This is a genomic window from Tenacibaculum sp. 190130A14a (assembly GCF_964048965.1).
GTDB classification, from domain to species: Bacteria; Bacteroidota; Bacteroidia; order Flavobacteriales; family Flavobacteriaceae; genus Polaribacter; species Polaribacter polynesiense.
On the sequence record NZ_OZ040189.1, the window covers coordinates 1880047 to 1892895 of the forward strand.

Below are 12849 nucleotides of genomic sequence, written 5' to 3' on the forward strand. Positions count from 1 at the left end.
AAAAGTACGTTAAATAAAATGATTTGAAAGAAAGAATCTTAGTGTTTTTGTAAATCAGCTATTTGATCGTTCAATTTTTCTGAACTTAAACTAGTATAGCCATTCTTTACAATACCCTTTTTATCTACAATAATCATTCTTGAAAATTTACTTGTTAAGAATTCTTTAGCCTTACTGTTTTCGGTTAGTCGAACTTGATTTTTAATGTCAATGTCTTTCGTAAAACAATCACCATCTTTACAAGTATTTACAATTAAAAAGTTCACATTTGGGTTCTTTTTAATTAAATGATTCATTCTAGAAGAAACATAAATATCTGATGAAAATTTATGATTTTTAAAGTAAATAACTGATTTTTTTCCCTTAATAAGTTTCGAAATATCCAACATTTCCCCAGTTGGAGCGATTAAATTAAAAGAAGGAAGTTTGTCTCCTTTCTTTATTTGTTTAGTATCATTAATAAGACGCTGGATCTCTTTTTTGTCCTCAATACTGGAACTAAACTTAAAAAAAGTATATAATGTTTTTTGACTGTTATAATTACAAGTTTCAGAAAAGAAATGCTTTACCGTTGTATTAAACAATAATCTATTTCTTACTTGTTCGTCTTTTATATTCGTGTTAATGCTGTTTAAAAGTTCAAGAGTAATATTTTCTGAGTTTTTATTACCTCCCTTTTTATAAACATCATTGTATAAACTGTTTATTACTAATTGATTGTAAGGATAGTAAAACATTAGTGAATCTAGAGAGCGATTAACTGTTTTTCTGTAATCATAATAATTCGAATCTAACTTTTCTGGAGTGTCTTTTAAACAGTTCTTGATTGCTGATTTTTCTAAAAAGATATAAGGTTGGTGCGTTAAAGCTATTTTTAACAAGCTCAAAAAGCGATCGGATGTTTCCGGAAAATTACTCACATAATTATCGAAGTAGTAATTTTTAATCTTTAAAATAGAATCAGTTTTTTGTTTGAAAAGATTAGGATTGAGTTTAAATGCCTTGTGTAAATATTTTTCTTCAATCTCGTTTTCTAGAAAAATCTCTATTAAAGCATTATTTTTTTCTGCGTTATCACCACTAAATACCAAAGATTCATCAAAATCCCATGTGTTTAACCTAATAAGAATACTATCTTTTGGTTGAATGTAAACGTATTGATATTCGAGTCCGTGTTTAAAATAGTATAAACCTTCTTTAAAATCTTTGTAACGACCATTAAAAGTATTATCATTTCTTAAAGGTATGGTATCAGTAAATTTATCATGGTCTGTAAGTAATACAAACTTTGATTTTGGGTTAATAATTTTACCTCCAAAAGAAGTGAATTTTTCCTCTTTGGTACTATTACATCCTATTAAAACTAGGAGCAGAAGGGGTATTATGTATCTAGTCATTAACACTATTTTCAACTTCAATCAACAAATAACAATCAAAAATAGCTATCTAGCTACTTTTTAGGTGTTAATTCGTTGTTAAAAGAATTAAAATCAGGCAAATTTAAAGTGTTAAATATTTTCTTGCAAATTCTTTTAAAAAGTCGAGATTGTTTACTTTTGCACCGAATTTAAAAAAAGAATAATGTTATCAGTTTCTAATTTATCAGTTCAATTTGGTAAACGTGTTTTATTTGATGAAGTAAATACTAAATTTACTCAAGGTAATTGTTATGGAATTATCGGAGCTAACGGTGCAGGAAAATCAACTTTCTTGAAGATTTTATCAGGACAAATTGATCCAACTTCTGGAAATGTTCACCTAGAACCAGGGAAACGTATGTCTGTACTTTCTCAGGATCATTATGCATTCGATGAATCTCCTGTTTTAGAAACTGTGATAATGGGTAATAAAGATCTATACGCTATTAAGAAAGAAATAGATGCTTTATATGCTGATTATACTGATGAAAATGCTGAAAAGATTGGGGAGTTACAAGTAAAATTCGAAGAGATGAACGGATGGAATGCCGATTCTGAAGCAGCAGCCATGTTATCTAACTTAGGTATTAAAGAAGATTTACATTATTCATTAGTAGGAGATTTAGATGGTAAACAAAAAGTACGTGTATTATTAGCACAAGCTTTATTTGGAAGTCCAGATGTATTAATTATGGATGAGCCAACGAATGACCTTGACTTTGAAACAATTTCTTGGTTAGAAAATTTCTTGGCAAATTATGACAATACCGTAATTGTAGTTTCTCACGACCGTCACTTTTTAGATGCGGTTTGTACTCATATTTCTGATATTGATTTCGGAAAGATTAACCACTTTTCTGGAAACTATACTTTCTGGTATGAATCATCTCAATTAGCTGCGAAGCAAAGAGCACAGCAAAACAAGAAAGCTGAAGATAAAAAGAAAGAATTAGAGGAATTTATTCGTCGTTTCTCAGCAAATGTGGCTAAATCAAAACAAGCTACTTCGCGTAAAAAGATGATTGAAAAATTAAATGTAGAAGAAATTAAACCTTCAAGTCGTCGTTATCCAGCAATTATTTTTGAGAGAGATAGAGAAGCGGGAGATCAAATTTTGAATGTAGAGGGATTATCTAAAACAGACGTAGAAGGAGAGTTATTATTCTCAAACATTGATATTAACTTAAATAGAGGAGATAAAGTTGCTGTTATTTCTAAGAACTCTAAAGCAACTACAGCATTTTATCAAGCTATTACTGACAACGACAAAGCAGATGCTGGAAAGTATAGTTGGGGAGTTACTACAACACAATCATATTTACCGTCTGATAACTCAGAATTTTTCCAAAATGGAGAATTGAATTTAGTAGATTGGTTACGTCAATATGCAACAACCGAAGAGGAGAGAGAGGAAGTGTTTTTAAGAGGTTTCTTAGGAAAAATGATTTTCTCAGGGGAAGAAGCATTAAAAAAGAGTAATGTATTATCAGGAGGAGAAAAAGTACGTTGTATGTTGTCTAGAATGATGATGACTCGTGCAAATATTTTATTATTAGACGAACCAACGAATCACTTAGATCTTGAATCTATTCAAGCTTTAAACAACTCTTTAATTAATTTCAAAGGGACAGTATTATTTACAACGCATGACCACGAATTTGCACAAACTGTTGCGAACAGAATTATAGAAATTACTCCAAATGGAGTAATTGATAAGTATGCAACGTTTGATGAATACTTAGACGATCCTAAAGTAAAAGAATTAAGAGAAAAGATGTATTCTTAAGAATTATCCGATAAAAAAAATAAAAGCCATTGTAAACATAACTTACAATGGCTTTTTAATTAGGCAATATTTTTATATCGGATTTCCTCCATAATATCTCTTGCTCCATAACCGTAAAATAGTATTGCTTTTTTCTTTTTTAAGGAGTGTTTATACAATTCTAAAATACTTTCTATTCCAACTCTATCAATAATAGTGACATTACTAATGTCGATGGTCAGGTCTTTATGGTTACTCAAAGCTTGGTAAGCTATAAGTTCAAATAATCTTAAATTGATTTTGGTCAGCTCTCCAGAAAGTTTTAGAGCATTATTTTTTGTATATCTAATTTTAAAGTCCATAAGCATTAACGAATTAAAATTTATGTCATAAAATTAGAGGTTATTACTAGAGATACCGGTTAGTTTTCGGTAATCGTACCAATTCTATCGTTTAAATGTCCAAGTCGTTAGGCTATTCAAAAAAACTGAAAACATTACCACCATAACGTTTTTCATAACTAAAACGAGGATGCTGACTTAAATCTGTTTGTTTTGAATGTTCAATAACTAGTAATCCATCTTCATTTAAAAGCTCTTTTTCAAAGATTAAATCGGCTATTCTTAAAAATTGAGATTCTTCAAAATCATAAGGAGGGTCAGCAAAAATAAGATCGGTAGTTAGATTTGTTTTCTCTAAAAATTTGTACACATCACTTTTAAAAGTGGTAATATCGACGTTTAAATCTTTAGCAGTTTGGTTAATAAATTTGATACACCCATAGTGGGCATCAACAGCATAAATATCAACAGTACCCCTCGAAGCAAACTCGTAACTTATATTACCAGTACCAGCAAAAAGATCTAAAACTGAAATACCTTCAAAGTAATAAAGATTGTTTAAAATGTTAAACAATGCTTCTTTAGCCATATCCGTTGTCGGGCGAACGGGTAAGTTTTTTGGAGCGGTAATACGCTTACTTTTATATTTTCCGGATATTATTCTCATGTTAAGATGCTAGTATAAAGTTAGAATTACGAGAAAATTCACTACTTCCATCGAAAAAGTTAGTCTTTCTTTTAATAAAGGCAACATTTCTAACATAATTATAAGTAATGTTGAATAACTCAGAGTTTCTTTCAATATCACCGAATAAATAAAGCTGAAACTCATTAGGATCCATTTCTAATTGTTCAGCAGTAAATAAAATGTAATATAAAAAATCTTCTTTTGTTTTATAAGGGAAAGAGTTATACAAAAACAGTTGCTCGTTATTACATACAATGATATCCATAGTAGTAGTGCCTACATGGACATAAAACTGCTTCTCTAAAGTGGTGCTCAGAGCGAGTAATTTTTCAATTAAAACAGTTGAATGATGTTTATATTCAAATTCACCAAAATTTTGAAACAAGAAGTTGTTAATGTTCACATATGGAATATAAACATTCTTTGCTGCTATCTTTTCAATATCATCATAGGTAATAAAATCAGTAGCTAAGGTTTTAACAGAATATTTTAAATAAGGTTTTAAGTTATTTCTGTCGAAGTAAGTTTCAGGAACTAAACTACTTAAATTGTTTTGATGAACAGCTTCAACTTGTTTAAACTCATGTTGTAAATCTTCATCGGTCTTAAAAGCTTCTATTAAATTGGTTAATAAAAGTTCTGGGGAAGAAATAGGTTTGTTAAATGTATATTCAGTAAAAACAATAATTTCTTCGGTATCATAGTTTGTAATACAAAAAGAAAATCCATCCAAACTAAATTGGATGGATAATTTTTTATGTTGCGCAATAACGCTTTTTTTTCTAGTCTTCTTTTGCAACTTTCTCTCCTTTATCGTAGAATGGAGGCCAATTACCACCAGTTGTTACTTCTGTTAATGAACCAACAGAAACAAATTCTCCTTTAATTTGATCAGTTTCTACAGCTTCTAATTCTTGCTTAATTAATGATGGGTTCATTCCTTTTAAGATAGGCTTCTTGCTAACTTTAGCTTCAAATACAGGTACATTTAAACCAGCTACTTTCTCAACTAAACCAGTAGCCATTTCATATTCTACATCCGTTCCAGGAACGCTAAACATCCCTTCGAAATCTTTTCCTTCAAAATAAGTCAATGCAGGCTCAAAACGCACTGTATCAATTACTCTAACAGAAATTTCTTTTGTGATTCCACCACCTAATTCTACCGTTTTTTGTTCGTTTCTAGCTTCAGTAATTGCTAAAGAGTCGTTTTTGATAAAATTAATTAACTGGTTTTTATCTTTCGCGTAAGTTCCTTTTGCTTCGTTGAACTTTACTTGCGCATCACGAATTAACTTTAAGTTTTCAATAACTTTAGCATAGCGCACTTTTTTATCTTTGTTAAAGTAAATAGGCTCCATAATACCTCCATAAATTTTGTAAGCTAAGAAACCTGCAGCTACTAATAATAAAACAGAAACTAACCATCTCATTTTCAATGGTACAACTTTTACTATTAAAAAAGCTAATAGAAATGCAACTCCAACAGCTGCTAAAATCATTAATAACAAATTCATTTTTTTAATTTTTAATATATGATACTCGCAAATCTACAATTTTTTTTGAATGATAAAAACAAATAATCTATAAATAGATTTATCTTTGTACATTATTTGAAATATGATAGAATCTGCACCTAGTTTTTACAAAGAATTATTACAAAAGTTTCCTTACCAACCAACAGAAAAGCAACAAGAATTATTAGATGCTTTAACACGTTTCATTTTTGAGGACAATAATCGTGCCTTGTTTTTGCTAAAAGGATATGCTGGAACAGGAAAAACAACTATTATTAGTACCGTAGTTAATAATTTGTGGAGAGTAGGTAAAAAAGCAGTGTTATTAGCACCAACAGGTAGGGCGGCCAAAGTAATATCGGGGTATTCTAAGAAGCAAGCTTTTACTATTCATAAAAAGATATACTTTCCTAAAAAACAAAGTAGTGGTGCTGTTAATTTTGTAATGCAACCCAATAAACATACCGATACCTTGTTTATAGTGGATGAAGCCTCTATGATTTCAGATGAGAAACAAAATGCGAAATTATTCGAAAACGGATCTTTACTTGATGATTTGATTTCATATGTATATTCTGGCAAAAACTGTAAAATAGTGTTCATTGGTGATACGGCACAGCTTCCACCGGTGAAGTTAAGTATGAGTCCGGCATTAGAGGCGGATAAACTTTCTTTTGAATTTAATAAGGATATTACAGAAATAGAACTTGATGAAGTAGTACGTCAACAAGAAAATTCTGGAATATTGATGAATGCAACGGATTTACGTTTGTTAGTTCAAAATGATTCGGAACATTTTAAATTTGATGTAAACTTTCCTGATATTATTCGATTGCAAGATGGTTATGAAATTCAGGATGCTATTACACAGGCTTATGATGGAGATATTGGAGTAGAAGATACCGCAATTATTGTAAGATCTAATAAAAGAGCGAATCAGTATAACCAACAAATTAGAACTAAAATAAGGGGACAAGAAAACGAAATTTCTGTTGGAGATTATGTAATGGTGGTTAAGAACAACTACTTTTGGTTAAAAGATTCTTCTTCAGCTGGTTTTATTGCAAATGGTGATATTTGTGAAGTAATGCGAATAAACTCTATTAAAGATTTATATGGATTTAAGTTTGCTGAAGTAGAAGTAAGAATGATTGATTATCCAGATATGAAACCTTTTGAAACGGTTTTATTATTAGATACCTTAACTAGTGAAAGTCCATCTTTAACTTACGAAGAATCTAATCGTTTATACGAAGCTGTAAAAGAAGATTTCGCACATGAGAAGTCAAAGTATAAGCAGTTTATGGGAATTAAAAAGAATAAATTCTTCAATGCGCTTCAAGTGAAGTTTTCGTATGCGATGACCTGTCATAAATCACAAGGAGGGCAATGGAAAACGATTTTTATAGAGCAACCTTATTTACCAGATGGTCCATCTATTGAATATTTAAGATGGTTGTATACTGCAGTAACACGAGCACAAGAAAAGTTATATTTAATAGGTTTTAAAGACGAATATTTTTTGAATTAGAAATGTTAGCGTTTTGTTAATTAAGTTGGTTAGCTGAACAAAACACTTATTTTTGTTAGGCAATCAAAAACTAAAAAATGAACAAAAAAATAACTGTTTTTATTTCATTTTTATTGATGACTACATCAATAATAGCTCAAAAGCCTCAAAAACTAACTTCCAATCAAATTTATGAGAGAATTCAGAAGCTTAATTTTTTAGGCTCAGCGTTATATATAGCTGCGCATCCTGATGATGAAAATACCCGATTAATAGCATATTTAGCAAATAATGAAAAGGCGAGAACCGCCTATTTATCTTTAACTAGAGGTGATGGAGGTCAGAATTTAATAGGTCCAGAAATTAGAGAGTTACTTGGAGTTATAAGAACACAAGAATTGTTAGCAGCTAGAAATGTAGATGGAGGAGAACAGCGCTTTTCAAGAGCTAATGACTTTGGGTATTCTAAACATCCAGATGAAACTTTGAAGATATGGGATAAAGAGAAAGTTTTAGCAGATGTAGTTTGGGCTATTCGAACTTTCAAACCAGATGTTATCATCAATCGTTTTAATCATAGAACGCCAGGGACAACACACGGACATCATACCTCTTCGGCTATGTTAAGTGTTGAAGCATTTGACTTAGCGGCAGATAAAACTAAGTATCCAGAACAATTAAAATATACAGATACTTGGCAACCTAATCGTCTATTTTTTAATACATCATGGTGGTTTTATGGGAGTAGAGAGAATTTTGCGAGAGCAGATAAATCGCAAATGTTACGTATGGATGTAGGTGTTTATTATCCATTAAAAGGTTTATCTAATAATGAATTGGCTTCTATTGCAAGTAGTCAGCATTTATGTCAAGGTTTTGGAAGGTTAACTACGAGAGGTTCGCAAACCGAATGGGTAGAGTTTTTAAAAGGAGAGTTTCCAAAGGATAAAAAAGATATTTTTTCTGGAATTAATACTACTTGGAACCGTATAGAAGGTGGAGGTGAAATTGGAGATATTTTGTATGAAATAGAAGAAAACTTCAATTTTGTACATCCAGAAAAACATTTACCTAGTTTATTAAAAGCTTATAAGAAAGTTGAAAAACTAAAGGACATACACTGGAGAAAGATTAAATCAAAAGAGTTAAAAGAAATTATAAAAGCTTGTGCTGGTTTATATTTAGAAGCTTCTGCAACAAGTTCAAGTACTACACCGAATAGCACAGTAGCTCTTAATTTTGAAGCTTTGAACAGAAGTAAAGCGTCCATGGAATTGACAGCTATAGAGATTTTGCCTAGTGGAAAAAAGATTACTAAAGAATTGGACCTTGTTCCTAACAAAAAACAAAACTTTAAAGAGGAAATATCAATTGGTGATTTGAATTATTCAGCTCCATATTGGTTAAAGTCTCCATGGGATTTAGGAATGTATCGTGTAGAAGATAAAACCAAAATAGGAAATCCAGAGAGTAAAAGACCGGTGCAAATTAAGTACACAGTAACTATTGAAAATGAAACTATTTCTTTCATAAAACCTGTAGTTTATAGATATTCTCAAAGAGATAAAGGAGAAATTTATGAACCATTTGAGATACTTCCTGTAGTTACCACTAAGCTAACAGATAAAGTATTAATTTTTGCTAAAGAAACACCTAGAAAAGTAGTTGTAGAAGTTAGAGCAGGAAGAAATAAAACCAAGGGAAATGTAACTTTAGATGTACCAAAAGGATGGGAGGTAAGTCCAAAAGAAATTCCTTTCTCTATAGATCAAAAGGGAGATGTTCAGAAAGTTGATTTTATGGTAACACCCACTACAAATGAATCAGAAGGTTATATTAGAGTTATGGCCATGGTAAATGGAAAATCTTATGAAAAGGAGTTGATAGAAATTAATTATACGCATATCCCTAAGCAATCAGTACTGTTGCCTTCACAAGCAAAAGTAGTACGATTAAATATTAAGAAAGAAGGATCTCATATTGGATATATTCAAGGATCTGGAGATGCAGTTCCAGAAAGTTTACGTCAAATAGGATATACTGTTACAGAAATAAATATAAGAGAGATTGGAGATAAGGATTTGAGTCATTTTGATGCTATTGTTGTCGGGATTAGAGCTTACAATACTAAAAAAGAGCTTCAGTTTAAGCAAAAATATTTACTTGATTATGTTAAGAATGGGGGTAATGTTATTGTTCAGTATAACACAAATAGAAGGGTAGATGTTAAAGCACCATATGAGTTAAAATTATCGAGAGACAGAGTAACAGATGAGAAGGCTAAAGTAAGTATGTTAGCAAAAGAACATATGGTATTACAATATCCTAATAAAATTACTTCCACTGATTTTGATGGATGGGTTCAAGAAAGAGGGTTGTATTTTCCTAATTCGTGGAGTGAAGAATATACACCAATACTTTCAATGAATGATAAAGGAGAATCACCAAAAGAAGGAAGCCTATTGGTGGCAAAGTATGGTAAAGGAAATTATATTTATACCGGATTAAGTTTCTTTAGAGAACTTCCTGCAGGTGTTCCTGGTGCATATAAATTATTTGCGAATTTGTTATCTGTAAAAGAAAATTAAACTTATGAAAAAAATGGATAAAAAGGTATTGTTTATATGTCTATTGTTTCTAGCTGTTTCAAATGTTTTGGGTGAAGAAAAGAATAAAAATAGAGAAATAGAAGCAATAAATCATTCAATTATTTACGATCTATTTTTAAATATGGAACTTACAAAAAGAAATGGTCAGATAGCAATAGTCTATGATTATATACCAGTTTTTAAAAAAAAGGCAAAAGTTGAAAGTGTAGAAGTTAATTCTAGTTTGGAAAATGACTATACCGAAAATGTAGTTTTCTTGTATGACAAAAGAAACCGTTTAAAGTATATTAATTATAAGGTTAAAAGAAGTGAAAATGAATCAACGATATTATTTAAATATGAATTAAAATATAAGGATAGTAGAGTAGAGTTAGTTTATATAAAAAATAGATTATTATATAAATTTATTTATAATTCAGACGGTATGTTAAAAACTGTCAAACATTTTTTCAAAAATGGAAAAACCGTTAGGATATATAATGTTTTATATAAAGATAAAGAAGTAAAATTTAGTTTGGATGTTATAAGAGGAGATGACTTTTATTTTGATGTAAACAGTTCTAAAGATCTTATTTTTTTGAATAAAAACAATAAAATATCAAGTATAAAATTTGATATATATAAGTCTAAAAATATTTCGTATTTAAAAGGAAGTAATATTTTATCTTTTAATTTTTCAAAAATAGATAGCAAAAATCTAATGTTTAAATGGAATTATATTACTTTTGATAGGCGTTCAAATTGGACTAAAAGAGAGTCTGATAAATACCTAATTGAAAGAATAATTAATTATAAATAAAAATGAGGAAAAATTTTAAAAAAGCAACGATATTTTTAATGCTTTTATTAACTGTAACATTGTATTCACAGACAGATGGTTATAATGAAATGTATCAGTTGAAAAAAATTAACAATGAACTGGAAAAACATTATGATAAGTCAGTTTTTCAAACTTATTATAAATTGGTTTCAATTAAAGATGATGTTTTAAAAATTAAAAAGTTCTTTTATACGAAGAAAGGTCTTTTTAATAATGGAGAGTTTTATTTACCAATGAACAGTATAGATGTTTCGAATATAAAATATAAAAAGAAAAGTGTTTTAATTAGAACAAAGGAGAAAAAGAGAGTTATTGAAAAGAAAGATAAAGGAAAAACGACTAAGTTTTTCGGTTTATATTTAAAATCGTATGCTGGAAAAAAAATGGATAAAGAGATTATGGAAATGCTCATAGAATTATTTAAAAAACATTAATACTCTTTACTAATTAAAGTAATTTATAAACCTTGTAAATAAAATTTTATTTACAAGGTTTTTTTTGTTTAGGTTTAAAAAGATTAATGGAAACTGTAGCTAGTTCTGAATTTGGAAATTTTCTAGAAGTATGTGTTTCAGGTATTAACCCAATAGCATTCATAGCTATCATATATTCTTCTAACTCAATAATATATTGGTCTGAATAACCATGCGTAGCATCATAAGCCGTTGCTGCTGTTTTTCCTAGATTATTGGCAACTAATGCAGGATTAGAAGTATGTAATTCAATAAGTAATAATCCGAACTTATCAATATAAGGTTTCCATTTATTAAAATGTTGTTTTAAAGATTCTATAACCAGGTTATTATTTAACCGTTTGCCTATATAGGCATATGCGCCCGTAGAAGCAGTATTGATTATTTTTTTTACAGGTTTAGGATCTTGCCAAATGCGATTATGATCTAAAAATGTTCTAACATTTAAAAGATCAGACAGGTTGATGCTATATTTTTCTTGCAAGTCCTCTGATAATGCTTTAGGATTTCCAATATCACCCCAAATAACCTTAGCCCATATATCTGCTTGAACTAAGTTTCTTCGTGTAATTTGTAATGCTGCTTCATTATAATCTACTCCAATCAGTAATAACGGAAACTCCTCTAATTGTTTGCCTCTTGCGGTACGTGTTTCAATAACGTTAAATAGATGTTTTAAAAAAGCACCATTACCACATCCAACATCTAAAATTCCCTTAGGTTGATCATGAATTGGTCTATTGAACAAATCAATAACAATTTCATCAATAATTCTAAAGTATGCAGCATGTGCACCACCGCTACCCCAAACATTCATTTCTCTATCTACATGAATTTCTTCATTTCCAATACCTTCAGTTCTAAAAAATGCAGAGTTTCCAAAAATAAGTTTATCTAATTTTCTTAATGTTGGAATATAAGAAACAGTAACTCCATAAGCACTCGCTCTTCTTGCAAAAAAGAGTCCTTTATCGGTAAATTCATAAGAATCATTGGTTTTGGTAAACCAACCTAAACGAGTTAATATATCAAGTAATCTACCAAAACTTTCAGAATCTTTATGAAATTCTTCGGCTTTAAATTTTGTTTGCATAAAGTATTTATGAAACATACCACTCATACCAAGTAGAACAATAGTTGGCCCCACAATAATTCCTTCTATATGCATTGATATTTGTGCTAAAATATCTTGTTCAATTTGTAATTTAGGTTTTGATACGTTGAAACTATTTGAAAAATCATTGTATAACTTTTCGAGTTGGTAAAAAGATTCAGATTCAAACTTACGCGAATTAAAATTCTCTGAGAATTTTAGTAATTCGAACGCTTTTTTATACAAATGAAAGTATTTAAAGGCGTATTGTGATTGTTCGTTACATTGGTAAGTAACTGTATTGTTTTTGTTGTTTACATGTTGTATTAACCAACCTTGAGAACATAAAGTTCTGAGGGCTACATTTAAATAACCTTCGTTGGCTTTAAAAAGAGAAGTTAATTCACTCAATTCAACATTTTCTTGATTCAATAAGTGTTGGGTAACTCCTTTGTCAAACAAAACAAAAGCTGTAGGACAGGTAACAATACCATCTAAGTGACGAAATAACTGACTTCTAAGAGTTGTTTTTTCAAGTTTAGTAAGCATAAAAAGAACATTTTCTTCTAAAGATAAGTATTAGATCTTTTCAAAGAAAAAAAAGTTTCTCCAATT

Annotated in this window: 11 protein-coding genes; 5 read left to right on the forward strand and 6 right to left on the reverse strand. The window is 29.8% G+C overall.

Annotated elements, in window-relative coordinates:
- Positions 1 to 38: 38 nt before the first annotated feature.
- Positions 39 to 1397, reverse strand: a complete 1359-nt coding sequence (locus tag ABNT22_RS09050; RefSeq protein WP_348717399.1) for a hypothetical protein — start codon at positions 1395 to 1397, stop codon at positions 39 to 41.
- A gap of 184 nt (positions 1398 to 1581) precedes the next feature.
- Here ABNT22_RS09050 and ABNT22_RS09055 point away from each other — a divergent pair, with 184 nt between their 5' ends.
- Complete coding sequence (locus tag ABNT22_RS09055) at positions 1582 to 3204, forward strand: ABC-F family ATP-binding cassette domain-containing protein (protein ID WP_348717397.1); 1623 nt, start codon at positions 1582 to 1584, stop codon at positions 3202 to 3204.
- A 59-nt stretch (positions 3205 to 3263) separates the two neighbouring features.
- Here ABNT22_RS09055 and ABNT22_RS09060 read toward each other — a convergent pair whose 3' ends face one another.
- From ABNT22_RS09060 to ABNT22_RS09075, 4 genes are all read right to left on the reverse strand, one after another.
- A complete protein-coding gene (locus ABNT22_RS09060; protein WP_348717395.1) occupies positions 3264 to 3545 on the reverse strand; it encodes an STAS domain-containing protein in 282 nt (93 codons plus the stop codon).
- A 112-nt stretch (positions 3546 to 3657) separates the two neighbouring features.
- Positions 3658 to 4191, reverse strand: coding sequence for an RsmD family RNA methyltransferase (locus tag ABNT22_RS09065; RefSeq protein ID WP_348717393.1), 534 nt, complete (start codon positions 4189 to 4191; stop codon positions 3658 to 3660).
- 1 nt (position 4192) lies between these two features.
- The gene (locus ABNT22_RS09070) at positions 4193 to 5011 is read right to left on the reverse strand and encodes a DUF3822 family protein (protein WP_348717391.1); all 819 of its coding nucleotides are present in this window, start codon (positions 5009 to 5011) and stop codon (positions 4193 to 4195) included.
- Positions 4995 to 5729 (reverse strand): hypothetical protein, encoded by a 735-nt coding sequence (locus tag ABNT22_RS09075; RefSeq protein ID WP_348717389.1) that lies wholly within the window; start codon positions 5727 to 5729, stop codon positions 4995 to 4997. Before ABNT22_RS09075 ends, ABNT22_RS09070 begins: the two co-directional genes overlap by 17 nt.
- A 103-nt stretch (positions 5730 to 5832) precedes the next feature.
- Here ABNT22_RS09075 and ABNT22_RS09080 point away from each other — a divergent pair, with 103 nt between their 5' ends.
- The 4 genes from ABNT22_RS09080 (at position 5833) to ABNT22_RS09095 (ending at position 11102) form a co-directional block, all read left to right on the forward strand.
- Positions 5833 to 7260 (forward strand): ATP-dependent DNA helicase, encoded by a 1428-nt coding sequence (locus ABNT22_RS09080; RefSeq protein WP_348717387.1) that lies wholly within the window; start codon positions 5833 to 5835, stop codon positions 7258 to 7260.
- 77 nt (positions 7261 to 7337) lie between these two features.
- A complete protein-coding gene (locus ABNT22_RS09085) occupies positions 7338 to 9827 on the forward strand; it encodes a PIG-L family deacetylase (protein WP_348717385.1) in 2490 nt (829 codons plus the stop codon).
- Between the two features lie 4 nt (positions 9828 to 9831).
- Positions 9832 to 10647, forward strand: a complete 816-nt coding sequence (locus tag ABNT22_RS09090; protein ID WP_348717383.1) for a hypothetical protein — start codon at positions 9832 to 9834, stop codon at positions 10645 to 10647.
- Between the two features lie 2 nt (positions 10648 to 10649).
- The gene (locus ABNT22_RS09095) at positions 10650 to 11102 is read left to right on the forward strand and encodes a hypothetical protein (RefSeq protein ID WP_348717381.1); all 453 of its coding nucleotides are present in this window, start codon (positions 10650 to 10652) and stop codon (positions 11100 to 11102) included.
- A gap of 46 nt (positions 11103 to 11148) precedes the next feature.
- Here ABNT22_RS09095 and ABNT22_RS09100 read toward each other — a convergent pair whose 3' ends face one another.
- Positions 11149 to 12783: a class I SAM-dependent methyltransferase gene (locus ABNT22_RS09100; protein ID WP_348717379.1), complete on the reverse strand. Its 1635-nt coding sequence runs from the start codon at positions 12781 to 12783 to the stop codon at positions 11149 to 11151.
- Between the last annotated feature and the right edge of the window lie 66 nt (positions 12784 to 12849).

What these genes read in the sequence shown, in the direction of transcription:
- ABNT22_RS09055 (WP_348717397.1), top strand. Translation starts at nt 1,582, where the DNA reads ATGTTATCAGTTTCTAATTTATCAGTTCAATTTGGTAAACGTGTTTTA.
- ABNT22_RS09060 (WP_348717395.1), bottom strand. Translation starts at nt 3,545, where the DNA reads ATGGACTTTAAAATTAGATATACAAAAAATAATGCTCTAAAACTTTCT.
- ABNT22_RS09085 (WP_348717385.1), top strand. Translation starts at nt 7,338, where the DNA reads ATGAACAAAAAAATAACTGTTTTTATTTCATTTTTATTGATGACTACA.
- ABNT22_RS09050 (WP_348717399.1), bottom strand. Translation starts at nt 1,397, where the DNA reads ATGACTAGATACATAATACCCCTTCTGCTCCTAGTTTTAATAGGATGT.
- ABNT22_RS09100 (WP_348717379.1), bottom strand. Translation starts at nt 12,783, where the DNA reads ATGCTTACTAAACTTGAAAAAACAACTCTTAGAAGTCAGTTATTTCGT.
- ABNT22_RS09090 (WP_348717383.1), top strand. Translation starts at nt 9,832, where the DNA reads ATGAAAAAAATGGATAAAAAGGTATTGTTTATATGTCTATTGTTTCTA.
- ABNT22_RS09075 (WP_348717389.1), bottom strand. Translation starts at nt 5,729, where the DNA reads ATGAATTTGTTATTAATGATTTTAGCAGCTGTTGGAGTTGCATTTCTA.
- ABNT22_RS09095 (WP_348717381.1), top strand. Translation starts at nt 10,650, where the DNA reads ATGAGGAAAAATTTTAAAAAAGCAACGATATTTTTAATGCTTTTATTA.
- ABNT22_RS09080 (WP_348717387.1), top strand. Translation starts at nt 5,833, where the DNA reads ATGATAGAATCTGCACCTAGTTTTTACAAAGAATTATTACAAAAGTTT.
- ABNT22_RS09065 (WP_348717393.1), bottom strand. Translation starts at nt 4,191, where the DNA reads ATGAGAATAATATCCGGAAAATATAAAAGTAAGCGTATTACCGCTCCA.